The organism is Pseudochrobactrum albidum (assembly GCF_051851455.1).
Classification (GTDB): domain Bacteria; phylum Pseudomonadota; class Alphaproteobacteria; order Rhizobiales; family Rhizobiaceae; genus Pseudochrobactrum.
In genome coordinates, this window is the sequence record NZ_JBPVTR010000023.1 from 329,402 (window position 1) to 355,017 (window position 25,616).

At 51.9% G+C, this 25,616-nt stretch carries 18 protein-coding genes and 1 riboswitch; of the genes, 12 read left to right on the top strand and 6 right to left on the bottom strand.

Annotated elements, in window-relative coordinates:
* The first annotated feature begins 104 nt into the window (after positions 1 to 104).
* Positions 105 to 1,409 carry a nicotinate phosphoribosyltransferase gene (gene pncB, locus ACSTTO_RS10585; protein WP_439273153.1) on the top strand — a complete coding sequence of 435 codons (1,305 nt, stop codon included), beginning with the start codon at positions 105 to 107 and terminating at the stop codon, positions 1,407 to 1,409.
* Positions 1,410 to 1,426: 17 nt separating this feature from the next.
* Here pncB and ACSTTO_RS10590 read toward each other — a convergent pair whose 3' ends face one another.
* Entirely contained in the window at positions 1,427 to 2,383 is a 957-nt protein-coding gene (locus ACSTTO_RS10590) for a carbohydrate kinase family protein (RefSeq protein ID WP_439273154.1), read from the bottom strand.
* 21 nt (positions 2,384 to 2,404) lie between these two features.
* Positions 2,405 to 3,151, bottom strand: coding sequence for an SDR family NAD(P)-dependent oxidoreductase (locus ACSTTO_RS10595; protein ID WP_439273155.1), 747 nt, complete (start codon positions 3,149 to 3,151; stop codon positions 2,405 to 2,407).
* Positions 3,152 to 3,387: 236 nt separating this feature from the next.
* On the opposite strand from ACSTTO_RS10595, the gene glpK reads away from it, so the two are divergent.
* Together glpK and ACSTTO_RS10605 are read left to right on the top strand one after the other, a co-directional pair.
* Positions 3,388 to 4,881, top strand: coding sequence for a glycerol kinase GlpK (gene glpK, locus ACSTTO_RS10600; RefSeq protein WP_439273156.1), 1,494 nt, complete (start codon positions 3,388 to 3,390; stop codon positions 4,879 to 4,881).
* A 161-nt stretch (positions 4,882 to 5,042) separates the two neighbouring features.
* Entirely contained in the window at positions 5,043 to 5,354 is a 312-nt protein-coding gene (locus ACSTTO_RS10605) for a GNAT family N-acetyltransferase (RefSeq protein ID WP_439273277.1), read from the top strand.
* Between the two features lies 1 nt (position 5,355).
* Here ACSTTO_RS10605 and ACSTTO_RS10610 read toward each other — a convergent pair whose 3' ends face one another.
* Positions 5,356 to 7,671, bottom strand: coding sequence for a transglycosylase domain-containing protein (locus tag ACSTTO_RS10610; protein ID WP_439273157.1), 2,316 nt, complete (start codon positions 7,669 to 7,671; stop codon positions 5,356 to 5,358).
* A 272-nt stretch (positions 7,672 to 7,943) separates the two neighbouring features.
* Here ACSTTO_RS10610 and ACSTTO_RS10615 point away from each other — a divergent pair, with 272 nt between their 5' ends.
* Positions 7,944 to 9,032, top strand: a complete 1,089-nt coding sequence (locus ACSTTO_RS10615; protein WP_439273158.1) for an acyltransferase family protein — start codon at positions 7,944 to 7,946, stop codon at positions 9,030 to 9,032.
* Positions 9,033 to 9,110: 78 nt separating this feature from the next.
* On the opposite strand, the gene ACSTTO_RS10620 is transcribed toward ACSTTO_RS10615, so the two are convergent.
* Entirely contained in the window at positions 9,111 to 9,731 is a 621-nt protein-coding gene (locus tag ACSTTO_RS10620; protein ID WP_439273159.1) for a ribonuclease D, read from the bottom strand.
* A 48-nt stretch (positions 9,732 to 9,779) separates the two neighbouring features.
* A complete protein-coding gene (locus ACSTTO_RS10625; protein ID WP_439273160.1) occupies positions 9,780 to 11,171 on the bottom strand; it encodes a dipeptidase in 1,392 nt (463 codons plus the stop codon).
* 278 nt (positions 11,172 to 11,449) lie between these two features.
* Between ACSTTO_RS10625 and ACSTTO_RS10630 the strand changes: the two genes are divergently transcribed.
* From ACSTTO_RS10630 to ACSTTO_RS10665, 8 genes are all read left to right on the top strand, one after another.
* Positions 11,450 to 11,599, top strand: coding sequence for a hypothetical protein (locus tag ACSTTO_RS10630; RefSeq protein ID WP_439273161.1), 150 nt, complete (start codon positions 11,450 to 11,452; stop codon positions 11,597 to 11,599).
* A gap of 112 nt (positions 11,600 to 11,711) precedes the next feature.
* Entirely contained in the window at positions 11,712 to 14,660 is a 2,949-nt protein-coding gene (gene polA, locus ACSTTO_RS10635) for a DNA polymerase I (RefSeq protein ID WP_439273278.1), read from the top strand.
* A 347-nt stretch (positions 14,661 to 15,007) separates the two neighbouring features.
* Complete coding sequence (locus ACSTTO_RS10640) at positions 15,008 to 16,837, top strand: DEAD/DEAH box helicase (protein WP_439273162.1); 1,830 nt, start codon at positions 15,008 to 15,010, stop codon at positions 16,835 to 16,837.
* A 142-nt stretch (positions 16,838 to 16,979) separates the two neighbouring features.
* Positions 16,980 to 17,990 (top strand): Ldh family oxidoreductase, encoded by a 1,011-nt coding sequence (locus ACSTTO_RS10645; protein ID WP_439273163.1) that lies wholly within the window; start codon positions 16,980 to 16,982, stop codon positions 17,988 to 17,990.
* Between the two features lie 97 nt (positions 17,991 to 18,087).
* A riboswitch (cobalamin riboswitch) is annotated at positions 18,088 to 18,289 on the top strand.
* Positions 18,290 to 18,457: 168 nt separating this feature from the next.
* Positions 18,458 to 20,341, top strand: a complete 1,884-nt coding sequence (locus ACSTTO_RS10650) for a TonB-dependent receptor plug domain-containing protein (protein WP_439273164.1) — start codon at positions 18,458 to 18,460, stop codon at positions 20,339 to 20,341.
* Positions 20,342 to 20,343: 2 nt separating this feature from the next.
* A complete protein-coding gene (locus ACSTTO_RS10655; protein ID WP_439273165.1) occupies positions 20,344 to 21,255 on the top strand; it encodes an ABC transporter substrate-binding protein in 912 nt (303 codons plus the stop codon).
* Complete coding sequence (locus tag ACSTTO_RS10660; protein WP_439273166.1) at positions 21,252 to 22,259, top strand: FecCD family ABC transporter permease; 1,008 nt, start codon at positions 21,252 to 21,254, stop codon at positions 22,257 to 22,259. The genes ACSTTO_RS10655 and ACSTTO_RS10660 overlap by 4 nt, the downstream gene beginning before the upstream one ends.
* Positions 22,256 to 23,029 (top strand): ABC transporter ATP-binding protein, encoded by a 774-nt coding sequence (locus tag ACSTTO_RS10665; protein ID WP_439273167.1) that lies wholly within the window; start codon positions 22,256 to 22,258, stop codon positions 23,027 to 23,029. Before ACSTTO_RS10660 ends, ACSTTO_RS10665 begins: the two co-directional genes overlap by 4 nt.
* A 77-nt stretch (positions 23,030 to 23,106) precedes the next feature.
* Here ACSTTO_RS10665 and gyrB read toward each other — a convergent pair whose 3' ends face one another.
* Positions 23,107 to 25,578 carry a DNA topoisomerase (ATP-hydrolyzing) subunit B gene (gene gyrB / locus ACSTTO_RS10670; protein WP_439273168.1) on the bottom strand — a complete coding sequence of 824 codons (2,472 nt, stop codon included), beginning with the start codon at positions 25,576 to 25,578 and terminating at the stop codon, positions 23,107 to 23,109.
* Between the last annotated feature and the right edge of the window lie 38 nt (positions 25,579 to 25,616).

The following is a 25,616-nucleotide window of genomic DNA, read 5'->3' on the forward strand; positions in this document are numbered from 1 at the left end:
TTTATTTTTGCCGAATTCTGCTTATGGTCAGCAAATCAATAATGCTCAAGGTGAGTTTAATCAGTGTTACGGAACACTCATCGGATCAGATAAGGATATCTGGCATGACCAGAACAGATATTGCGCGGCGCGTTTATAATCACACCTGGAAGCTGGATCCGATTATCCGCAGCCTGCTGGATACGGATTTTTACAAACTTTTGATGCTGCAGATGATCTGGGGGCTTTATCCGCAGGTTCATGCCACCTTTTCGCTGATTAACCGCTCAAAGACCGTGCGTCTGGCCGATGAGATTGATGAGGGGGAATTGCGCGCCCAGCTTGATCATGCCCGCTCCTTGCGTATGACTAAAAAGGAGATGATCTGGCTGGCCGGTAATACATTTTATGGCCGCAAGCAGATTTTTACGCCGGAATTTTTGCAATGGCTAAGCACATTTCAATTGCCGGATTATGAATTGAAACGGCGTGACGGTCAATATGAACTGCATTTTCACGGGCCCTGGACACATACCACAATGTGGGAAATTCCGGCATTGGCAATCATCAATGAATTGCGCTCGCGTGCGGCAATGAAATCGCTCGGACCTTTTGCGCTGGATGTGCTCTATGCCCGCGCCAAGGCTAAAATGTGGGGCAAAGTTGATCGTTTGCGGCAATTGCCGGATTTGAAGATTTCTGATTTCGGCACCCGCCGCCGCCATTCTTTTCTTTGGCAGCGCTGGTGTGTGGAGGCGTTGAAAGAAGGTATCGGTGATGCTTTTACCGGCACCAGCAATGTGCTGCTGGCAATGGATACGGATCTGGAAGCCCTTGGCACCAATGCCCATGAATTGCCGATGGTTCTGGCGGCGCTGGCTGATACGGACGAGGAGTTGCGCTCGGCTCCCTATCGTGTATTGCAGGATTGGAACCGTTATTATGGCGGCAATCTTTTAATCGTTTTGCCGGATGCTTTCGGCACTACGGCATTTTTGCGCAACGCGCCGGACTGGGTTGCTGACTGGACGGGGTTTCGTCCGGATAGTTCCCCGCCAATTGAAGGCGGGGAGCGTATTATTGCGTGGTGGAAATCCAAGGGCAAGGATCCGCAGGAAAAATTGCTGATTTTCTCGGATGCGCTGGATGTGGATACGATTGAAGAGACCTATCGCCATTTTGAGGGCCGCGTGCGGATGAGCTTTGGCTGGGGCACCAATCTCACCAATGATTTTACCGGCTGTGCGCCCAAACATATATCCGGCCTTGATGCGATTTCGCTGGTTTGCAAGGTGATTGATGCCAATGGCCGTCCTGCGGTGAAATTATCGGATAATCCGTCAAAGGCCACGGGTGATAAAAAAGCCGTCAGGCGCTATATTGAATTTTTCGGCGGCGAAGACCGCATTATACAGGAAGTGCGGGTTTAGGATACAGATAAGCGGCACTATAATGAAGTGCCGCTGGTTTCCTGCATTTCATAATCCCATGGCGGGTTGGCACCGGCACGCGATACGGTAATGGCTGCGGCTTTAACGCCAAATGCAACGGCTTTGGCAAGTTGCTCCGGCGATATTGCCGCAAGCGCCTGTTTGTTTAACAGCCCCTGCCGGTCAAGGCTTGCCATCACACCGGCATTTACCGTATCTCCGGCACCTACCGTGTCGGCAATGGTTACCTTTTCACCCGCTATGCTGATTTTTCCACAGGCCGCATAGGCATCAGCCCCTTGTGCGCCTTTGGTAATGATCAGGATTTTCGGGCCGGTTTGGCCTGGTGTTGCCAGCCAGCTTGCAGCAAATGCATCATGGTTTGTTTCTTCATCAAACCAGAGCAGATCCTCATCCGATATTTTGACAATATCGGCAAGCGCGATCATCCGTTTCATCCGCGCCAGATGTTTCCCTTTGTCGGGGATAAAATTCGGCCGGATATTCGGATCAAGCATTATAACGCGACGGGGCGCTTCACGGCGCATCAATATTTCATAGGTGCTGCCGCAGGGTTCGGAAATAAGACTGATACCGCCAAATAACAGCGCGTTGACATGATCGCCTAATATGGGAAGCTGCGTCTCATCAAGCAGGCGGCCGGCGGTGTTTTCATCATAAAAACTATAGCTGGCCTGACCATTTTCAAGCCGCACAAAGGCAAGTGTTGTCGGCTGGCTGGTAATGGCACACAAGCTTGTATCAACACGGGATTTTTCCAGCGTATCACGCAAAATCCGTCCGAAAAAATCTGAGGAAAGACCCGAGAAAAATCCGGCCTTTGCGCCCAGCCTGCCAAGGGCAATTGCTGTGTTGAAAACCGAACCGCCCGCATGGGGCACAAAACCGGTTTCACCGGCCTGTGTTTCACGCGGCAGCATGTCAATCAGGGCTTCTCCGCAAGCGAGGATCATGATCTGTCCTTTATCCGGGTTTCAGACATGTTGGCCGCCATTAATGTGAATTTCTGAGCCTGTTACATAGGAAGAGGCCTCAGTGCAGAGAAAATAGATGGTTTCCGCCACTTCAGATGTTTGGCCAAGACGGCGCAGCGGCAGTTGCTCCACCAGCTTTTCAGTGCCGGGCGACAGGATTGAGGTTTCAATCTCCCCCGGTGCAATCGCATTGACGCGGATGCCATAGGGGCCAAAATCCGAGGCCATTTCACGGGTCAGCCCTGCAAGTGCCGCCTTGGATGTGGCATAGGCCGTGCCGGCAAAGGGATGCACGCGGCTGCCGGCAATTGAGGTGACATTAACGACGGAGCCCTGTGCCGCTTCCAGTTCCTTGAACAGGCCGCGCGCCAGCATGATTGGAGCAAAGAAATTTACCTGAAACACATCGCGCCATATGGTCATCTGGGTTTCAATGGAATTGAGGCGGCGCCCGCCTGCACCTTTGGGGGAAATGCCGGCATTATTGACCAGCGCATTGAGCCGGCTGCCATTATCTTCCAGACGGCGGCGGATTTCAGCAATGGCGCGGCCGATATCTTCCGGATCTGCAAGATCAACACGGATATGATCTTCAGGGCCTGCAGGCCATGGGCAATTTTCTGAAAAATCCTGCCGTGAACAGGTGATGACACGCCAGCCAGCTTGCGAAAACCGCTTGACCGTTGCATGGCCGATCCCCCGGCTGGCACCGGTTAGAACGATAGTTTTTTTAGGCGCGTCAGTCATTTTATTGAACCTTTTTCACGAAATTTAAGCTGACACTATCACTATAGATTTTAAAATTTGCAAGGTGGGTTTAAGCTCAGCGCCAAATCATTGCGGATTGCCTGCAATTGTGCAAACAGGCCTTGTTTTTTGATATGTGCAGAACAAAAAGATAAAACAGCTCCAACAAGTCGGACTTAACTCAAACTGTTTAAGCATATAATTAAAAAATATAATTTTGAGAATCGGAGAAATTGATGTCGAAGCTGATTTTGGCAATTGATCAGGGTACAACCTCCAGCAGAGCCATCTGTTTCGATGAAAAACATAAAATTGTCGGCCTGGGGCAACAGGAGTTTACCCAATATTACCCTAAATCAGGCTGGGTTGAGCATGATCCGGAAGAGATCTGGCAAAGTGTGATTGCCACCTGCAAGCAGGCAGTTGTGCAGGCTGAAGCTGCAATGGCAGATGTGGCGGCGATAGGAATTACCAATCAGCGTGAAACTGTGGTGGTCTGGGATAAGATCACGGGAAAACCGGTTTATAATGCCATTGTCTGGCAGGATCGCCGCACACAAAAAGAATGCCTCAAGCTTAAAAAACAAGGACTGGAACCACGCATTCGCCGTAAAACAGGCCTGCTGCTTGATCCGTATTTTTCAGGCACCAAACTGGCATGGATCTTAAACAAGGTATCCGGTGCACGTAAAAAGGCCGCAAAAGGCGATCTGCTATTTGGCACAATTGACAGTTTTTTGATCTGGCGTCTGACGGGCGGCAAGGTGCACGCAACCGATGCTACCAATGCCTCACGCACCCTGTTGTTTAATATTGAGCAGAATGACTGGGATGATGAACTGCTTAATCTGTTTGGTATTCCCCGTGCAATGCTGCCTGAAGTCAAGGATTGTGCGGATGATTTCGGGGTCAGCGATGCTGCAATATTGGGTGCGCAAATTCCGATTCTCGGTGTGGCGGGTGATCAGCATGCAGCCATGATCGGGCAGGCTTGTTTTGAAAAAGGCATGTTGAAGGCAACTTTTGGCACTGGCTGTTTTGCTTTGCTTAATACCGGCAAGGATAAGGTTTTGTCGCGCAACCGCTTGCTGACAACCATTGCCTATCGCCTTAACGGCGAGGTGACCTATGCGCTGGAAGGCTCGATTTTTGTTGCCGGCGCTGCAGTGCAATGGCTGCGGGATGGTTTGAAGATTATCAAAAATGCCGCTGAATCCGGTGAACTGGCATTGCAGGCTGATGAGGCGCAGGATGTTTATCTGGTGCCTGCCTTTGTAGGGCTTGGTGCACCATATTGGGATGCGGAGGCACGCGGGGCAATCTATGGCCTGACACGCAATTCCGGCCCTGCGGAAATTGCAAAAGCTGCATTGGAATCCGTGGCTTTTCAGGCGCATGATTTGCTGGAAGCCATGCATAAAGACTGGAAGACGGATGAGAATGATGTGGTGCTGCGGGTTGACGGCGGCATGGTGGCTTCTGACTGGACGATGCAAAATCTTGCCGATATTCTCAATGCTCCGGTGGATCGTCCGGTTATTCTTGAGACCACGGCTCTCGGGGCAGCATGGCTTGCCGGCATGAAGGCGGGCCTCTGGGGCAATATGCAGGCTTTTTCTCAAGGCTGGGAACAGCAACAGCGTTTTGAGCCGTTGATGGATTCCGCTTTGCGCAAGCGTAAAATGAATGGCTGGCGCAAATCCGTGCGCAGTACTTTGCGAGTGAAATAAATGCAGATACGTGTGGCAAGAGCAGATGATGCGGCCGAAATCTGTGTGATCCTGCAACGCTCAATCACTGAGCTTTGTGCTGCAGACCATAAGAATGATCCGCAGATTTTAAGCCGGTGGATTGCAAACAAAACGCCGGATAATCTGGGGGGGGGGAGTGGATTGCACGTGATGGCCAGATCTATTTTGTTGCAATGATTGACGGGCAGGTTGCGGGTGTTGGCGCGGTTTCGGCAATAGATGGTATTCTGCTCAATTATGTTTCGCCGGATTATCAGTATCGCGGTGTCAGCAAGGCCCTGATGGCGGCAATGGAGAATTGGCTGAAAGAACAGGGGCAGCTTGTCAGCCGGCTCACCAGTACTGTTACAGCTAGACAATTTTATGAAAGCCTCGGTTATCTTGCCGATAAAGAGCCTGTAACGGGAAGGTCGGCAAATCCGGCCTTCCCGATGAAAAAATATTTGTTTTAACCTATTCTCCGTTTCCCATAATCACATCAAGCAATGTGGTGTTTTTGCGTGCCGGTTGCCCGCCAACCTCGCCTTGCGGGCGCGGGTGCCCGCTGGCATCGGGGGTTGCACCATTGTTAACAGGCTCTTGTACCGGGGTTGGCGGCTGAACTGTCCGGCCTTGTTGTGATGGCAAATGGGCGCTTTCAGGCTGGCGCGGGGTGCCGGGTGCCGGCGGCCAATAGGTTTCATCATTGTCCGGCAAGGCGGGATAGCCGCTATTGCCCGCCATTGGCTGCTGGCCGATGCTGGCGGAAATATCCGGCAATTCATCACTGCCGCCCGGCAAAACATTCTGAATTTCATAGGTGCTGATAAGATTGGCAACCGGCACACCTTTATGCGCGGCGGTCATGAAAGTTTTCCATGCCATGGCGGGCAGGCCGCCACCGGTCACTTTTTTGGTCGGCTTGCCGTCATCATTGCCAAACCACACACCGGTGGTAAGATTGGCAGTATAGCCGATAAACCATGCATCGCGTGAATTCTGGCTGGTGCCGGTTTTGCCTGCGGCAGGCCAATTGCCGAATTTGGCACGTTTTGCCGTGCCGTCTTCAATGGTACGGCGCAGCATAGCATTCATCATGCCCAGCACCTGCTCTGTTACAATGCGCTTTTGCGGCGCAGCCGGATAATCATAAAGCACCTTGCCATTATTATCGGTGATGCGGGTAATCATGTGCACCGGCGCGCGATAGCCGCCATTGGCAAAAGGCACAAATGCATCGGTCAGCTCCATCAATGTAACCTCAGATGTACCAAGTGCCAGTGAGGCATTGGGTGTGAGGGCTGATTTGATGCCAAACCGGTGAGCCGTATCGACCACGGCTTGCGGGCCTACCTCCATAACAAGCTGCGCTGCAACTGAATTGAGAGAGTGTGACAAGGCGGTCGCCAATGTTACCTCGCCAAAATATTTGCCATTATAATTGCTTGGCGTCCATTTGCCGATGCGCACCGGCGCATCATTGCGTATGGAATCCGGTGTGCGTCCCTGCTCCAGTGCCGCGAGATAGACAAATGGCTTGAAGGTTGATCCCGGCTGGCGGTGTGCTTCCGTTGCCCTGTCAAACTGGCTGCTGGCATAATCATATCCGCCAATCATGGCGCGTACGGCACCGGTACCATCAATAGAGACAAGCGCCCCCTGGCTGACATCCATTTTCTTGCCATTTTGCGAAATAAGATCGCGAATAGCCTCTTCGCCGATTTTTTGCAGTGTAAGATCAACAGTAGTGTGGATGGTAATATCTTCTTTTGTCTCGCCAATAAGCTGCGGCAATTCGGCAATAACCGCATCGGCGACATAATTTTCAGAGCCCGACCAATAGGCTGCGGCGCGTGCTGGCGGTTCACTTTCAGCAATGGCTTGCTGTTTCATATCAATCATGCCCTGATCGCGCATAGCGGCAAGCACCAGTTTTGCACGGGCATTGGCAGCTTCCGGATCGCGGGCAGGAGAGAGGCGTGAGGGGGCTTTCAAAAGTCCGGCAAGTGTTGCCGCTTCGTTGAGATCCACATCTTTGGCGGATTTGTCAAAATAGCGCCTTGCGGCAGCATCCACACCATAGGCACCGGAGCCGAGATAGACACGGTTGAGATACATCTCAAGAATTTGATCTTTTGTGTAAGTATGCTCCAGCCACAAAGCGAGCATCACTTCCTGCAATTTACGTTCCAATGTTCTGTCGGGTGAGAGGAACAGGTTTTTTGCCAGCTGCTGGGTAATGGTAGAGCCGCCCTGAACCGCGCGCCCCTTGATAATATTGGTGAAAACAGCACGAGCCAGACCAATCGGATCCACACCATAATGGGAGTAGAAGCGCCGGTCTTCAATGGCAATCACAGCCTGCGGAATATAGGGCGACATTTCGCGTAAGGAGATTTCCTCGCCGCCTGTGGTGCCGCGATTGGCTATCAATTTGCCGTTAACATCAAGGATTTTGACATTGGGCGGCCGGTCAGGAATGGCCCAGTCGCTGGCAGGAGGCATTTTCACGGCAACATAAACCGCAAGGCCGGCAACAGCGATACCGCCCCACAATATCGATACCAAAGACCAGTAAATCAGACGGCGCAGCCAGCGAAATGCACCGGATGGGGATTGTTTGCGATTCTTCTTGCTGCGGGATTTTCTTTGCGGGGAAGACGCGCGTTTTTTCGGGCTGCCATTGACACGGTCGCTCTCATCAATACGCATCTCATTTTTGCCCTCAGTTGCTTTTGGCTTTTCGAAGGACGGTTCAATGCGCCGGTCTTTTGAATGTCTGGAAGCCATATGTGCCGATATACCCGCTCAAACTTTATCAATAAAATACATGCAGCACCGGCAGGACTGCCTGATGAAGCCCAGACCGGTTATGCGCAGATTGTCCTTGCAGGGTAATTGAGGCAGTTTAAAGAGCGGTAAAGTTTTGTTAACAGCCCTTGATCCGGGTATTGCGGTTTTTGCTCAGGCTTTTGAACTTAGCAGGAGATTGAAAATATTGCTCGGGTTTGGAATAATTTTATTGTAAACAACAGTTACGATAAATTCAGGCAGGTATATGCGTGACCAAACGGATTGACTGGGTAGATATAGCCAAAGGTATCTGCATCATTTTTGTTGTGATGATGCATTCAACGCTCGGCGTTGAGGAGGCGGCAGGCAGGGATGGCTGGATGCATTTTGTCGTTGCATTTGCCAAACCGTTTCGGATGCCGGATTTCTTCCTGATTTCAGGCCTGTTTCTGAGTGCGGTGATTGACCGGCCATGGTTGCGCTATTTTGACCGCAAGGTTGTGCATTTTCTGTATTTTTATGTGTTGTGGCTGACAATTCAATTCCTGTTCAAGGCGCCTGCCATTATGGGCGATGGCGGCATACAGGCGGTTATCAGCGCCTATCTGATGGCTTTTATTGAGCCATTTGGCACCTTATGGTTTATTTATTTGCTACCGGTGTTTTTTCTCGCCACCCGCTTCATGCGTGAGGTGCCGGCCTGGCTGGTGCTGATCATGCTGGCTATTCTGGAAATTTTGCCAATTCATACCGGCTGGGTAATGATTGACGAATTTTGCGCACGATTTGTTTATTTTTATGCCGGCTATGCCTTGGCACCGCAGATTTTTCAGCTGGCAAATTTTGTGGCCAAAAACAAAATCATGGCCGTATCCGGCCTGTTGCTTTGGTTTTTTGTGGAATATCAACTGGTGTTTACACCGGTGCCGGAATTTGGCCGGTCCTTGCTGGGCGGTCAGGCATGGCAGGCAGGCGGTCTTGGCGGTTATAGTGAACTGCCGCTCATTTCGCTGTTTCTTGGCTTTCTTGGCGCTTTGGCTATTATCAGCCTTTCATCGCTGCTGTCCTGTTTGAGTGCGGCCAATATTATGCATCGGGCGCTGAGCTTTCTTGGCGCGCATTCCATTGTTGTTTATCTGGCTTTTTTCCTGCCGATGGCTGTCACCCGTACCGTGCTGCTCAAAACAGGTGTGATCAGTGATATTGGCACAATCTCGGTTTTGACAACAGCGGCAGGGGTGATTCTGCCGGTTATTCTTTATATGCTGATTGATAAAACCGGCTATGGCCGCTTTTTGTTTGAGCGGCCGCAATGGGCAATTATTGATAAAAAAACGGTGCAGACCGTGCGGGCGTGAAATAATAATTATACCCGCTGCCGGTCTGCGCCTGTTTTAACAAAACCGCGAAAATGCCTGAGCAGCGGGTTGTCATTTTCAGCTATGGGCAAAAATATCCTGTTCCCCCCAGCCCATCAGGTCAAGCTCTGCACGGCTTGGCAGGAATTTAAAACAGGCTTCGGCCTGTTTTTCGCGCCCCTCACGCGCCAGACGATATTCCAGCACTTCCTTCAGCCGGTGCAGATAGAGCACATCGGAAGCTGCATATTCAAGCTGCGCCTGTGAGAGGTTTTCCGCGGCCCAGTCGGAAGATTGTTGTTGCTTGGAGATCGATATATCAAGCAGTTCTGAACAGATTTCCTTCAAGCCGTGACGATCCGTATAGGTGCGGGTGAGTTTTGAGGCAATTTTGGTGCAGAAAACCGGTTGCGGCATAACGCCGAATGTATGGGCCAGAACGGCCAGATCAAAACGGCCGAAATGAAAAATCTTGGTGATTGAGCGATCCTTGAGCAATTTTACCAGATTGGGGGCTTTTTTCTGCCCCCGCCTGATCTGGATAATATCCGCGCTGCCATCACCCGGTGAAATCTGCACAACGCACAGGCGGTCACGCAGGGGATTAAGCCCCAGCGTCTCCGTATCAATGGCGATGGAATCCACCTGATAATTTTCAAGATCAGGCAGATCATTCTGGTGAACGCGGATAGTTGTCATCTAAAATTCCGTTCGCTGTTTTTTCAAAAATATGCGCGGTATCCGGCCTTATCTGGTGGCAAGGGCTGCCAGAATGCGCGCCCATGAACGCTGTCCCTTATGGAAGGAGGATAGTTCATATTTTTCATTAGGTGAATGAATGCGGTCATCCTCAAGGCCAAAGCCAACCAGCAGGGATTCCATACCAAGGAATGTGTCAAAATCGCCGACAATGGGAATGGAACCACCCATGGCAATCAGAACGGCCGGGTTTGGCCATTCATCCGACAAAGCCTGTTTGGCCTTTGTAACCAGCGGTGAATCATAGGAAAGCTGGATGGCAGGTGAGCCGCCATGAGGGTGAAATTCCACACGGCAATCTGCCGGCACGCGTGCCTCTACGAATTTGCGGAAACTGGCGCGGATTTTATCCGGATCCTGTTTGTGGACAAGACGGAAAGAAACCTTGGCCGTGGCTTCAGCGGCAATAACTGTCTTGAAGCCTTCTCCCGTATAGCCGCCGGTCATGCCGTTGACCTCAGCGGTCGGGCGTGCCCATGTTTGTTCCAGAACGCTGCGGCCTTTTTCACCGGAAGGCAGGGAAAGACCGATCGGCCCGAGGAAATTTTCCGCCGTGCGGCCAAGCCCCTCCCATGATTTGAGAATCTGGCTTGGTGTTTCTTCCACGCCTTCATAAAAATCTTCTATCGTAACGCGGCCGTTTTCATCATGAAGATCGGCCAGAATTTTCGACAGGATATGCAGCGGATTGGCTGCCGCACCGCCAAAAAAGCCGGAATGCAGATCGCGGTCGGCGGCCTTGATGGTGATCTGCTCACCCACCAGCCCGCGCAGGCCGACACAGATGGCCGGTGTATTGCGGTTCCACATGGATGTATCACAAACCAGAGCCACATCGGCTTTCAGCTCTTCCTTGTGGCTGTCAAGGAATGGCTTGAGCGATGGTGAACCCGATTCTTCCTCGCCTTCAAAGAGAATGGTCACCCTAACCGGTAACTGGCCATGTACCGCTTTATAAGCGCGAACCGCTTCAACAAAAGTCATCAGCTGGCCTTTATCATCGGAAGTACCGCGGCCGGTCAGGATTTTGCGCCCTGGTTCAATCTCCTTTACCTTGGGGTCAAAAGGATCATTTTCCCACAGGTTGAGCGGATCAACCGGCTGTACATCATAATGGCCATAAAACAACACATGCGGCGCATCGGCAGTCGGGCCTTCATGATGGGCAACAACCATCGGATGCCCCGGCGTGTCACGCAGGCTGGCATCAAAGCCGATGCTTTTGAGATCCTCTGCCAGCCATTGTGCTGCCTTGCGGCAATCGGCCTTGAAAGCCGGATCAGTTGAAATGGATTTGATGCGCAGAAGATCAAACAGGCGGTCAACACTCTTATCGAGATTCTGATCAAGCTGTTTCAGGACTGGTTCAAGTGCGGACATGTTACCCTCATGATTAAACGCGCTTTGCAGGCAAAGCATTGCATATCCCGTATAACGGGGTTGGTTGTAACTTATATTGCCGGAACCTGTACAGGGAAGATGTGCCGCAGTTTCATTTTAGCTGAAAGCATTATTTGAACACTGTCTGAAAAATAAAAGCCGTTACGGTGAGGGGATCCGTAACGGCTTATAATAAATGGTGGCAGCCAGAGGGGGGGGGAAGGCTACCACCCCTGTTTTCCGGCGGGGGACGTGCCGAAAAACGGAAACCGACAATCATGTCGATGGCTGTAATGTGGCCTGAAAAAATGGCAATACAAGGGCTGAAAATAGGCATTACAGTCACAAAAAAGTTATTGCTTATAAAAGTTTTTATCGTCTCTCATTTTTTTGAAAGGCTGTTATGCGGGGCTGTCTTTAAATTATGACACGATCAGGCCTGCCGGTACTGATAAAAATGCGGGCATTGATGCAGGCGCGGCCAGCTTTTTTCTGATCCGAGATTTCCTTTTGCGCGTTGATGCTTTACATCTTTATCCTATGAAAAAAGGTGATCATCTCTTTCTCGTCGACGGCTCCGGCTATATTTTTCGCGCTTATCACGCATTGCCACCGCTCACCCGCAAGTCTGACGGCTTGCCGGTGGGGGCGGTATCGGGTTTCTGCAATATGTTGTGGAAGCTTTTGAAAGATGCGCGCAATACGGATGTTGGTATTGTGCCTACGCATTTTGCGGTGATTTTTGATTATTCATCGCAAACATTCCGCAAAGAGCTTTATCCGGATTATAAGGCCAATCGTGCAGCCCCTCCGGAGGATCTGATCCCGCAATTTGGCTTGATTCGTCAGGCAACACAGGCTTTCAACCTGCCTTGTATTGAAAAGGAAGGTTTTGAGGCGGATGATCTTATTGCCACCTATGCCCGCCTTGCGGAAGAGGCCGGCGCCACCGTCACCATTGTTTCCTCTGATAAGGATCTTATGCAACTCGTGACGCAAAAGGTCTCTATGTATGACGGGATGAAGGATAAGCAGATCTCCATTCCGGAAGTGATCGAGAAATGGGGCGTGCCGCCGGAAAAGATGATTGACCTGCAATCGCTGACCGGTGATTCAACCGATAATGTGCCGGGTATTCCCGGTATCGGGCCAAAAACGGCGGCACAATTGCTGGAAGAATTCGGCGATCTTGATACGCTGCTTGCCCGTGCTTCTGAGATTAAGCAGAATAAGCGCCGTGAAAATATTCTGGCTTTTGCCGATCAGACCCGCATTGCCCGCCAGCTTGTAACGCTGAAAAATGATGTGCCGCTGGATGTTGATCTTGACGGTTTGCTTCTGGAGCCGCAGGACGGGCCAAAGCTTATTGCCTTTCTCAAGGCTATGGAATTTACCTCACTGACCCGGCGAGTGGCAGAGGCAACAGATACGGTTGCAGCTGAAATTGAGCCGGTTACCGTTGTTACGGAATGGGGCGCACAAGCCCGCGGCCCTGATCTTGACCCTGCCGATAATGCGGATAGCGCAACAGAAGCAAGATCTGAACAGGCAAAGGCAGAGAATACTGTCTCGGCGGCAGAGGGTATGCTGCAGCCGCAAATGCTGGCTGAAGCGCGCAAGGCGCAGGCTGTAGCAACAAGGATTGATCATTCCGCCTATATTGGTATCACTGATGTGCAGGTGCTGAAAGACTGGATTGATCAGGCGATTGAGCAGGGTTTTGCGGCTTTTGATACGGAAACCACTTCGCTTGATCCGATTCAGGCGGAACTGGTTGGCTTTTCGCTGGCGCTCATGCCGGGCAAGGTCTGTTATGTGCCGTTAACGCATAAATCCGGTGAGGGGGATCTTCTGGGTGGTGGGCTGATTGAGGGGCAGATACCTTTTGATATTGCGCTTGCTGAACTCAAGCGCCTGCTGGAAGATCCTTCAGTGCTGATTATCGCGCAGAATATGAAATATGACTGGCTGGTTATGCACCGTCTTGGGATCGATATTGCGCGGTTTGATGATACAATGCTGCTGTCTTATGCACTGGATGCAGGTACCGGCACCCATGGTATGGACGTGCTGGCAGAGCGGTGGCTTGGCCATAAGACCATTCCTTACAAGGACGTGGCTGGCAGCGGCAAATCTATGGTGACTTTTGACAAGGTGCCGCTGGAACGTGCCATTGCCTACGGGGCGGAGGATGCGGATGTAACGCTGCGCCTGTGGCAGGTATTGAAGCCGCGCCTTGCCGCAGAGGGTATGGCTGCGGTTTATGAGCGGCTGGAGCGCCCGCTGGTTGAGGTGCTGGCGCGGATGGAAGAGCGCGGTGTTTGCGTGGACAGGCAAATTCTCTCTCGTTTATCCGGTGAGCTGGCGCAATCGGCCGCAGCAATTGAAGATGAGATTTATGCGCTTGCCGGCGAGAAGATGAATATCGGCTCGCCAAAACAGCTTGGCGATATCCTCTTTGGTAAACTTCAGCTTCCCGGCGGTTCAAAAACCAAAACCGGCCAATGGTCAACCTCGGCACAGGTGCTGGAGGATCTTGCAGCGGAAGGCCATGAGCTGCCGCGCAAGATTGTTGACTGGCGGCAGCTTACCAAGCTGAAATCAACCTATACAGATGCGCTGCCCGGCTATATCCACCCTGAAACAAAACGGGTGCATACATCTTATTCCATGGCGGTAACCACCACAGGGCGTCTATCCTCCTCGGAGCCAAACCTGCAGAATATTCCGGTGCGCACCAGTGAGGGGCGCAAAATCCGCACAGCCTTTGTGGCGCCACAGGGCAAAAAACTGATTTCTGCCGATTACAGCCAGATTGAATTGCGCGTATTGGCGCATGTGGCAGATATTGCGCAGCTTAAAAAAGCCTTTGACGATGGAATAGATATTCATGCAATGACGGCATCGGAAATGTTTGGTGTGCCGGTTGAAGGCATGCCGGCTGAAGTGCGCCGCCGTGCCAAGGCGATTAATTTCGGGATTATTTACGGCATTTCCGCCTTCGGCCTTGCCAATCAGTTGTCGATTTCCCGCGAAGAGGCCGGCTCTTATATCCGCACTTATTTTGAACGTTTTCCCGGCATCAAGGATTATATGGAGGCAACCAAGGCGGCCGCGCGTGAAAAGGGCTATGTTGAGACGATTTTTGGCCGCCATATTCATTATCCGGATATCAAGGCCAGCAATCCGCAAGTGCGGGCTTTTAATGAGCGTGCGGCTATCAATGCGCCTATTCAGGGTTCGGCGGCAGATATTATACGCCGTGCGATGATCCGGATGGAGCCGGCCTTGCAACAGGCTGGACTTGATGCGCAAATGCTGTTGCAGGTGCATGATGAGCTGATTTTTGAGGTTGATGATGATCAGGTTGAGCGCACAATTGATGTGGTGCGGGACGTGATGGTCAATGCCGCCATGCCGGCAGTTTCGATGAGCGTGCCGCTACAGGTAGATGTGCGCTCTGCGCAAAACTGGGATGAAGCACATTGATCTTATGCGGTTAATGCAGTAAGAGGCAGGCAACATGCTGTAAAATTCCGGTTTTGCGGCATTGCGCCTTTTAAAAGCGGGTGGCAGACCGCCGCACAGCAGGATTTTAAACAATCAGCTGTTATGGATTGATTTGTCTGTCATTCACTTTTACGCAGCGCACCGTCATCATTTTAATGTTTTTTGCTTATTTACGTTACCGGCCACGGATGTGTGAAAGCATGGGTTTACGGTTTTTACCGTTTAATCATGGATGAAGCCAGGGATGGGACATTTGCCTGATTTTTCAGGGCTAGTGAATGTCGGGGCCGTTTGCTGCGTGGGTGAGCCTTTGCTGAAAGTCATTCATGACCATGCCTTCAAATATCGCACCTGCACTTGCCGGTGCTCTTGCCGCACGCGGCTATGCTGAACTCACCTCTGTACAACAGGCAGTGCTTGCACCTGAAACCGAAGGGCGCGATTTGCTTGTATCCGCCCAGACCGGCTCCGGAAAAACGGTTGCCTTTGGTATTGCTATTGCGCCGACCCTTCTGGAAAATGCCGGAAAACTGGCTGCGCCGCAGGCACCGCTGGCACTGATCATTGCCCCCACCCGTGAACTGGCCTTGCAGGTCTCCCGCGAGCTGGAATGGCTCTATGCACAGGCCGGTGCGCGTATTGCCACTTGTGTTGGCGGTATGGATATCCGCAGCGAGCGCCGCAATCTGGAGCGCGGGGCGCATATTGTGGTGGGCACACCGGGGCGCCTGCGCGATCATATTACCCGCAATGCGCTGGATATGGCGCAATTGCGCGCCGTGGTGCTGGATGAAGCGGATGAGATGCTTGATCTTGGCTTTCGTGAAGATCTGGAATTTATTCTCGGAGAAGCGCCTGAGACGCGCCGCACCTTGTTATTCTCGGCAACGGTTTCCAAATCTATCGCCCAGCTTGCCAAGCGTTTTCAGCAGGATGCACTGCGCATTACCGCCACTGCGGCTCATGAAAAACACGCTGATATCACCTATCAGGCGATGATTGTGCCGCCTCAGGAGCGTGAAAATGCAATTATCAATACGCTGCTCTATCATGATAATGTCAACACAATCATTTTTGCCTCAACCCGCGAGGGGGTAAAACATCTTTCCAGCCGTTTAAACAATCGTGGTTTTTCGGTGGTGGCCTTATCGGGAGAATTGTCACAATCCGAGCGCAATAATGCGCTGCAATCCATGCGCGATGGCCGCGCCCGCATCTGTGTGGCAACAGATGTTGCTGCCCGCGGCATTGATCTGCCAAATCTTGATTTGGTCATTCATGCCGATCTGCCAACCAATGGCGAAACACTTTTGCACCGCTCCGGCCGTACGGGGCGTGCGGGCCGCAAGGGCACCTGTATTCTGGTTGTGCCTTTTTCCCGCCGCCGCACTGCCGAGCGCCTGTTGCAGATGGCGCGGCTGGAAGCACAAAGCATTGCCGCGCCGACAATTGATGTCGTGCAGCACAAAATGCGCGAAATTATTTTGGAAGACAGCCGCCTGAGTGATGAAATTCCCGCGGATATCCGGGATTTGATGCGTGAATTGCAGGCGCGTTACACACCGGAACAGATTGCAGGCGCTTATCTGCGCCGTGAGATTGAAAGCCGCCCCGCACCGGAGGATGTGTCTGATGCACCTGTGCGGCCACTGGGTGCGCCATCGCGCTCCAATGACCGTAACAGCCGTGATCGTGGTGAGCGCACCATGCGTGAAAACCGGTCCGGTTTTAACGGCGGGGCATGGTTCAGTTTGTCGGCAGGGCGTCAACATCGCGCTGATCCCAAATGGGTATTGCCACTGATTTGCAAGGCCGGACATATTTCCAGAAGTGATGTCGGCGCAATTCGCATTCTTGAAAACGAAACCCGTTTTGAGATCAATGGTGAAAAAGCGCAGGAATATTTCTCTGTTGTTGAAGAACAGGGCACCGGTGAAAAGGGGCTGACTATCCGCCTATCCAGCGCGCCGGAACAGGAAAGCCGCGGCCAGCGCCCAGACCGCTCCCGCTATGACCGCCGCGGTGATGACAAGCAAGGATCAGGAGCGCCAAAGGGCAGGGCGCGTTTTAAAGGCGGTGAGGGCAAATTTTTTGGCGATAAACCGAAGAGCCCGCGCAAGCCACGTGAAGGTGGCGAGCGCAAAAGCTTCCGCTGATTATTGGACTTTGAGAACCCGCTCTTTTTGAGCGGGTTTTTCTTATCAGGTTATAGACTTGCTGTTTTATCATGGCTGGGCTAGGTCTCTGATATATTAATCCGACTTTGGGCGGTGTGATATTCAGGGAGGATGCCATATTATGAGTGCAACAATCACAATCACGCTGGATGAGGCTTATAATCTGGCGGAAAAGACCTTTATCGGGCTTGGTCTTTCCGAAGATCATGCAAAAGCCAATGCGCGTTTGCTGCAAAACTGCCAGCGGGATGAATGTGATTCACACGGGCTTTATCGGGTTTTGAGCTGTGCGCAGACCATTAAAGCCAAAGCCGTGGTGACGGATGCCGTGCCGCAGGTGGAAGATCGCGCCGGCGGTATTGTTGCGGTGGATGCTAAAGGCGGATATTCGCTGCTGGCGCTCGAAAAAGCTTTGCCGCTTCTGGTGGAGAAAACCCGCAAACTTGGCATTGCCGCACTGGCGATTAATCATTGTGTGCATTTTTCTGCGCTGTGGCCGGAAGTGGAAATGCTGGCAGAACAGGGGCTTGTTTCTCTGGCTATGGTGCCAAGCCATGCATGGGTGGCGCCTGCGGGTGGCAAAACCGGTGTTTTTGGCACTAATCCGATTGCCTTTGGCTGGCCGCGTGCCGGCAATTATCCGTTTGTGTTTGATTTTGCCACCAGTGCTGCGGCACGGGGGGAGATTGAGCTTTATCGCCGTGCCGGTAAGCCGATTCCGGAAGGCTGGGCGGTTGATAAAGACGGCGCACCAACAACGGATGCGCAGGCGGCACTGGAAGGGGCGATGCTGACATTTGGCGGCTATAAGGGCTCTGCCTTGTCGGCAATGGTGGAATTGCTGGCGGGGCCGTTGATCGGCGATATGTTGAGCCTTGAATCTCAGGAATGGGATAAGGGGCGCGGTGCATCACCGCGTCACGGGGAAATTGTGATTGCCTTTAATCCGGAAAGTTTTCTTGGCGCGGCCATGGCGGAACATATGGCGCGGGCGGAGAAAATGTTCTCGGCGATTACCGCGCAAGGTGCGCGTCTGCCATCGCAGCGCCGCTATGAGGCACGTGAGCGCAGTTTGAAAAACGGCACGGTCACCATCCCGCAGAAACTTTATGATGATATTTGCGCCTTGTAACAAGATGCCTGGTGCAAACTGCGGCACAAGGAACACGCCACGCATGAAAATGCGTGGCATTTTTTGTATAGGAATTGACCTGTTTGCGGTGCATTGTTATCGTTTTTACGGAAAAGGTTTTGCCCGCGGCAGCAATCTGCCCGGCAAATGAAAAGGGAACACGGTGTTTAATCCGTGACTGCCCCCGCAACTGTATATGGCGAGCGGCCTCCGGTTAAGCCACTGCTTGAAAAAGCGGGAAGGCGGAGTGTCCGTGATGACCCGCAAGTCAGGAGACCTGCCTTTTCCGGTCACCAGCCGGTATGCGAGGGGTGTGCGGGCGCGGATATCCGTGACGGTGACATTGGAGAAATGTTGCCGCATGCGGATTACTGTTTTTTTTAAAAAATCAGTCTCAGCTGCGGTTTGTATAATGAAATTAAGGCAAGCTGTATCACAAGGAAGGCTTGTTTTTGTGGCGGGACAATATGACACGCAATTTATTAAACCTTAAAATAAATATATTGGCATTGGGTACGGCTCTGGTTGTTTGCAATTGCGGCACGGCTTGGGCTGAGGAAAAAAACCAACAAACGATACAATTGAAAGAGATTGTTGTAACCGCCGGCCGCACACCTTTGCAGGAAGGTAAAACCGGCCGTGCCGTAACTGTGATTACCGGCAAGCAGCTTGAACAAAATCAGGTGCGTTATCTGGCTGATGCCTTGCGTCTGGTGCCGGGTTTTTCCGTGTCCCGTTCCGGCACAAAAGGCGGGATGACCAATATCCGTGTGCGCGGCGCTGAAGCGGATCATTTGCTCGTAATGATTGATGGCGTCAAGGTAAACTCTGCCTCTGGTGAAGCGTATGATTTTGGAGCTCTGCAAACTGAGGATATTGAGCGTATTGAAATTCTTCGTGGTCCGCAGAGCGCTTTTTGGGGATCAGATGCTTTGGCCGGCGTCGTGAATATCATCACTAAAGGCGGCAAGCGTGACGGTTTCAAAGTTAGCGGAACCACAGAGGTCGGCAGCCAGAATTCATGGCTTGGCGGTGTGTTATTGCAAGGCGGTGCTGAAAATTACGATATGGCGCTGTCAGCGTCCTATCGTCGTACTAAAGGTTTTAACATCTCTAATTTTGGTGATGAAAAAGACGGTGATACTAACTTGACCCTGAATGGTAAGGTCAATGTTGATTTGTCTGAGGCTGCAAAGCTTGATGCAACTTTGCGCTATGTGAAGAACCGTACTGATTTGGATGATATGTTTTCACCAGATCCTATGCGTTCTTTAGGGGCTTTTGCAAAAAAGAAAGATTTAATCGGCAGTCTTGGTTTGACTATCAAGGGTTTAGATGATGCTCTGACACAAAAAATCCGATTGTCGGGAAGCGATCAGGATTACAAATCTTTTGAAGCTCGGGGAAATGGTAAAAATCGCAGTAAGCGTCTGTCTGGTAGTTATCAAGTATCCTATGTTTTTGATACGCCTTCTTTTGCGGTTGCTCATCATACAATTACTGGTGGCCTTGAATGGCAACGCGAAATTTATACAAATGTTCTTCGCCATGAACGTGAAACTTACTCTTTCGTTGGAGAGTATAATGGCGAATTTTACGATCAAATTTATTTAAATGTTGCCCTGCGTCACGATATTAATGATGAATTTAAAGATGCGACAACCTACTCTGTCAGTGGGGCGTGGGCTATTCCTGAAACGACTGCAAAACTCCATGCTTCATTAGGGACAGGGAACAAAAACCCTACTTTTTATGAAATGTTTGCTGATGAAGGTTGGTTGAGAGGTAATCCTGGTCTTACGCCTGAGAAAAGCTTTGGTTGGGATGTTGGTGTGGAGCACAAATTTTTTGACGATTTGCTTGTCTTTGACGTGACTTACTTCAATCAAAATTTAACTGATAAAATCACTTATGATGATCAATCTTTTCCAAATACATATTTTAACGATGTCGGTAGAAGTAAGCGCCATGGTGTAGAGTTATCCGCAACATTAAACTTGCTTTATGGATTTACTGCGGGGGGCACCTATACATATACTTCCTCGCGAAATCCTAAAGGCGAGGTTGAAGTGCGTCGCCCACGTCATTCCGGCTCTGTAAATGTGGCTTATACATTCTATGAAGACCGAGCCCGTCTGTTTGGGGAAGCAATCTTCAATGGTGAAATAAAAGATGCAGGTCGCACTCTAGACAAGTACACCGTCGTCAATATCGGCGGCAGCTATAAGTTCACTGACAAGCTGGAAGGCTTTGCCCGTATCGAAAATCTGTTCGATAAAAAATATCAGGAAGTCTATGGCTATAACACGCCGGGGCGCGGCTTTTTTGCCGGCCTGAAGGCATCTTTCTGAATATGGCGCGCTACCACGATTTGACTGGCTTTTTGAAAAGGCAGGCCGCTGTTGCGGCTTGTCTTTTGTGTTTTCTGAACCTGCAGGCAAGGGCAGAAAATGCACCGCAGCGCGTGGTGTCGCTCAATCTTTGCACTGACATTCTGGCGCTGTCGCTGGCTGATCCTGCGCAAATTCTCTCTGTCAGCCATATCGCTGCTGATCCGGTATCTTCGCCTGTGGCGCAACAGGCGAAAAAATATAATCTCAACCATTCAGGGCTGGAGGAAATATTGGCGCTGAAACCGGATCTGGTGCTGGCTTCCGTTTATACCGCGCCGGATAAGCTTGCCGCATTGGAGCAGGCGGGCATTCCCGTTGAACGCTTTGGCTATGCGCAAAATTTTGCGGATATTGTGCAACAGATTGCGCATATGGGAAATGTACTTGGCAGAAAGCCACAGGCTGATGCCCAGATTGCCGCACTTGATCAGGCATTGGCTGCTCTGCCTGAAGCTGAACCGGTGACGGCGCTGGTCTATGAGCCGAATGGCTATATCTCAGGCGCCGGTACATTGGCCGATGAGACAATGCGGCAGTTGGGGATCACCAATCTGGCGGCAACGGACAACAAAACCGGCGCAGGGCGCATCTCGCTGGAAGATCTTGTTCGCTTGAAACCGGATCTGGTGATTGAGCCGGAATTTTATGCAAAACCGGCGCTTGCCTATCAAAATTACCACCATCCGGTGATGGAGGCATTAACCAGCAGGGAGGGAAAAGGGCAGGCAGGGCACAGAGTGAGCAAAGTTTCGGTGCCCGGGCGCTATTGGTCTTGCGGCTCAGTCTATATATTGGAGGCGGTGAAAATTCTGCGTAATGCGCAATATAATCTCACCGCACAGGGCAGGAAAATAACAGGCCGGAAGCAATGACAGACCATAACAGGCGCTATTATGGCATATTATGCGCATTAACCCTATTGTCGTTCGTCTTATTTGTCTTGTCCCTGTTAACAGGGCCGTCATCAATCGGCGTTGTGCAAGGGATATATGGCCTTTTTGGCAAAGGCGATAGTGATATAGTGCTGATTATGCAGCAATTGCGCCTTCCCCGTGCCTTGCTTGGCGCTATGATCGGCCTGACATTGGGGTTGTCCGGTGCCGTTTTACAGGGTTATTTGCGCAATCCTCTGGCCGAGCCGGGCTTGCTGGGGGTGAGTTCTTCGGCATCACTTGGTGCGGTTCTGGCGCTTTATAGCGGTCTGTCGCTTTGGTTTCCGCTCAGCCTGCCTTTGATGGCATTGGGGTTTGCCTTTTTTGCCGTGGTGCTGGTGCAATTTCTGGCAGGCGGCAGCGGCTCAACCATCACGGTTATTCTGGCAGGTGTTGCAATCTCTGCCTTTACCGGCGCTTTAACATCACTTGCGCTCAGCCTTGCGCCCAATCCTTTTGCATTGATGGAAATCATATTCTGGATGCTTGGCTCTCTGAATGATCGTTCAATGGCGCATGTCTGGCTGGCGCTGCCTTTTATGGGGCTTGGCTGGCTGTGTTTGCTTTTTACCGGCCGTGCACTGGATGCATTGACTCTTGGGCAGGAGACCGCCGCGAGCATGGGGGTGGAATTGCGCAAAACGCAATTTCTGGTGGTTGCAGGCACGGCGCTGAGTGTGGGATCGGCAACAGCTGTTGCTGGGAGCATCGGTTTTATCGGCCTTGTTGTGCCGCATATTTTGCGCCCGTTTGCAGGGTCGCGCCCATCGCGCCTGTTGCCGCTCTCGGCGCTTGGCGGTGCGGTTATATTGCTGGCTGCAGATATTTTTGTGCGCGTTATTGTGCCGGAGAAAGACCTGAAGCTTGGTGTGCTCACCGCGCTGCTTGGCGCGCCCTTTTTTCTGCATCTGGTGTGGAAATTGCGCAAAGGAGCTGAAATTTGAGCCTGTTATGCGTAAAAAACCTGTCTGTTTTCCGCCAGAAGCGCCCTGTTGTGCAGCATTTGTCCTTTGCTGTCAGGCAGGGGGAGTTTGTTGGTCTGATCGGTGCCAATGGCGCAGGCAAATCAACGCTTTTGCGTGCTATACTGGCGCAGATACCTTATCAGGGCACAATCATGCTGAACGGCGAGGAGAGTGCGCATCTGTCAGGCCGCGAAAGGGCAAAGATCCTGTCTTATATTGTGCAGGATCGTGAGATCATCTGGAATATGCGTGTGGAAACTTTAGTGGAGCTTGGCCGCTATGCACGGCTGCCGCATCTGGCGGGACTGAGCGGGCAGGATCGCCAAAAGATAGAAGAGGCGCTGGAGGCGCTGGAAATCGCGCATTTGCGGGATAAGCCGGCACGTGAACTCTCCGGCGGCGAGCAGGCAAGAGTGCTGATTGCGCGTGCACTGGTGCAGGATACGCAGTTTTTGCTGGCTGATGAGCCGGTGGCAGGGCTTGATCCGGCCCATCAGATCGGGCTGATGCAGATATTCCGCGATATGGCGGCGAACGGGCGCAGTATTTTATGTACCATGCATGATCTGGGGCTTGCTGCCCGCTGGTGCTCGCGTTTGTTGCTGGTACAAGACGGAACACTGATGGCCGACGGCACGCCGGATGAGGTGCTGCAGCCGGAAATGATCCGTTCACTCTATGGCGTGGATGTCTATCATGCACAAACAGCAGACGGGTTGATTATCCAGCCCGTTCATATAGCCCGATAAAAAAGCCGCAGGTATAGCCTGCGGCTTTAAAAAATATCAGGCCGGAAAACTATCAGAATGGCCTGAATTTGCAGGGTTTATACGTCCAGATTGGCAACACTGAGCGCATTATCCTGAATAAATTCGCGGCGCGGTTCCACCTCATCGCCCATCAGGCGCGAGAACAGCGCATCAGCATTGGTGGCATCCGTCACTTTTACCTGCAGCAGCGAGCGGGCATTCGGATCAAGGGTTGTTTCCCATAATTGCTCGGCATTCATCTCGCCAAGGCCTTTATAGCGTTGTAGTGACAGCCCCTTGCGGCCGGCAGCAAAAATGGCTTCCAGCAGCTGGATCGCGCCGGAAACAGTTTCACTCTTGTCCTTGCGGCGCAAGACAGGCGGGGTCGCATAAATTTCATTGAGCTTTTCACTGAACCGATCAAGCTGACGGGCATCAGCCGAGCCAAGCAGCGCCATATCCAGCACTGCTGTATCCTTTACGCCGCGCAACATACGCTCAAAACGGAAACCTTCTTCAGGAGAATAGAAGCCGCTCCAGCCGCGTTCCATATCTTCGGCAATCATATCAAGCCGTTTGGCAACCGCATCAGCAAGTTCCTGTGCCCTTGCAGGATTATCAGAGGCCTCCACATTCATGGCGCCGGCAATCACGGCCTGCTCCACAACAGCACGATCATAGCGGGTGTGCAGGCCATTCAGCACCGTGCGCAGGTTGCGGGCATCATTGATAATCGATAGCAGGTCAGCGCCGGCGCGTACCTCGCCGTTACCAAGCTCCAGCGTTGCTTCCTCAAGGCCTGAATCAATCAGATAATCCTCAAAGGCAGCCTCATTTTTGATATATTGCGAGCTCTTGCCGCGCGTGACCTTATAGAGCGGCGGCTGGGCAATATAGACATGGCCGCGCTCGATCAGCTCCGGCATCTGGCGGAAGAAGAAGGTTAAAAGCAATGTGCGAATATGCGCGCCGTCAACGTCAGCATCGGTCATGATGATGATTTTATGATAGCGCAATTTATCCGGATTAAAGCCGCTGGTCTCATCCTTGCCGATGGATGTGCCGAGTGCGGTGATCAGTGTGCCGATTTGGTCGGAAGAGAGCATACGGTCAAAACGGGCGCGTTCCACATTAAGAATTTTACCACGCAGCGGCAAAATTGCCTGATTTTGGCGCGAGCGCCCGCCTTTGGCAGAGCCACCGGCTGAATCCCCCTCAACAATGAAGATTTCAGATTTTGCCGGATCACGCTCCTGACAATCGGCCAGTTTTCCGGGCAGTGAGGTAATATCCAGCGCGCCTTTGCGGCGCGTGAGGTCGCGGGCTTTGCGGGCAGCTTCCCGCGCGGCGGCGGCTTCGACAACTTTTGTCATCAATATTTTGGCTTCAGAAGGATGCTCTTCCAGCCATGTGGCCAGCGCCTCATTAACAAGGCTTTCCACAACCGGACGCACTTCTGAGGAGACCAGCTTGTCTTTGGTCTGGGATGAAAATTTGGGATCCGGCACCTTGACGGAAAGAACAGCGGTTAAGCCCTCGCGGCAGTCATCACCGGTGAGGCTGACTTTTTCTTTTTTGGCAATGCCGGAATTTTCCGCATAGCCGGTCATCTGACGGGTCAGCGCGCCGCGGAAGCCTGCCAGATGCGTGCCGCCATCGCGCTGCGGAATATTATTGGTGAAGCACAAGACGCGCTCATGATAGGTGTCGTTCCACCACATGGCGACCTCAACAGTCATGCCGTCTTTTTCACTGGAAATATAGATCGGCTCTGCCAGCATCGGTTTTTTTGATTGATCGAGATATTTGACAAATTCCTGCAAGCCGCCGTCATAATGCAAAATCTGCTCAACCACATCGGCATGGCGTTTATCAGCAAGCTTGATCCGCACGCCGGAATTGAGAAATGCGAGTTCCCGCAGGCGGCGCTCCAGTGTCTCATAGCTGAATTCAACCATGCTGAAAGTGGCAGGCGATGGCAGGAAACTAACCTCTGTGCCGGTTTCCTCACCGGCATCACCGGTGACTTTTAAAGGTGCATCGGCCACGCCATGGGTAAAGCTCATTTCATGGATTTTACCACCGCGGCGGATTTTAAGCTTCAGCCAGATGGACAGCGCATTGACAACAGATACGCCGACACCATGCAGACCGCCGGAAACCTTATAGGAATTCTGGTCAAATTTACCGCCCGCATGCAGCTGGGTCATAATAACCTCAGCAGCGGAGACCCCTTCTTCCTTATGGATGTCGGTCGGAATGCCGCGGCCATTATCAGTGACTGTGCAGGAGCCGTCAGAATTGAGGGTGACTGTTACCAGTGTGGCGTGGCCGGCCAGCGCCTCGTCAATCGCATTATCCACCACTTCGTAAACCATATGATGCAGACCGGAACCGTCATCTGTATCACCGATATACATACCGGGGCGCTTGCGCACAGCATCAAGCCCTTTGAGAACGCGGATGGAATCCGCGCCATATTCAGGATTATTCGCATTGATATCTGCGGAAAGGTTCTCGCCGTGAGGATTTTCAGTGGTCTCGCTCATGAAAGACTTTCGTTAGCGTTGCCGTAAGGCGCATGCCC

Coding starts and splice junctions, on each gene's coding strand:
- pncB (WP_439273153.1), top strand. CDS start 105: ATGACCAGAACAGATATTGCGCGGCGCGTTTATAATCACACCTGGAAG.
- ACSTTO_RS10590 (WP_439273154.1), bottom strand. CDS start 2,383: ATGATCCTCGCTTGCGGAGAAGCCCTGATTGACATGCTGCCGCGTGAA.
- ACSTTO_RS10595 (WP_439273155.1), bottom strand. CDS start 3,151: ATGACTGACGCGCCTAAAAAAACTATCGTTCTAACCGGTGCCAGCCGG.
- glpK (WP_439273156.1), top strand. CDS start 3,388: ATGTCGAAGCTGATTTTGGCAATTGATCAGGGTACAACCTCCAGCAGA.
- ACSTTO_RS10610 (WP_439273157.1), bottom strand. CDS start 7,671: ATGGCTTCCAGACATTCAAAAGACCGGCGCATTGAACCGTCCTTCGAA.
- ACSTTO_RS10620 (WP_439273159.1), bottom strand. CDS start 9,731: ATGACAACTATCCGCGTTCACCAGAATGATCTGCCTGATCTTGAAAAT.
- ACSTTO_RS10625 (WP_439273160.1), bottom strand. CDS start 11,171: ATGTCCGCACTTGAACCAGTCCTGAAACAGCTTGATCAGAATCTCGAT.
- ACSTTO_RS10630 (WP_439273161.1), top strand. CDS start 11,450: ATGTCGATGGCTGTAATGTGGCCTGAAAAAATGGCAATACAAGGGCTG.
- polA (WP_439273278.1), top strand. CDS start 11,712: ATGAAAAAAGGTGATCATCTCTTTCTCGTCGACGGCTCCGGCTATATT.
- ACSTTO_RS10640 (WP_439273162.1), top strand. CDS start 15,008: ATGACCATGCCTTCAAATATCGCACCTGCACTTGCCGGTGCTCTTGCC.
- ACSTTO_RS10645 (WP_439273163.1), top strand. CDS start 16,980: ATGAGTGCAACAATCACAATCACGCTGGATGAGGCTTATAATCTGGCG.
- ACSTTO_RS10650 (WP_439273164.1), top strand. CDS start 18,458: ATGACACGCAATTTATTAAACCTTAAAATAAATATATTGGCATTGGGT.
- ACSTTO_RS10655 (WP_439273165.1), top strand. CDS start 20,344: ATGGCGCGCTACCACGATTTGACTGGCTTTTTGAAAAGGCAGGCCGCT.
- ACSTTO_RS10660 (WP_439273166.1), top strand. CDS start 21,252: ATGACAGACCATAACAGGCGCTATTATGGCATATTATGCGCATTAACC.
- gyrB (WP_439273168.1), bottom strand. CDS start 25,578: ATGAGCGAGACCACTGAAAATCCTCACGGCGAGAACCTTTCCGCAGAT.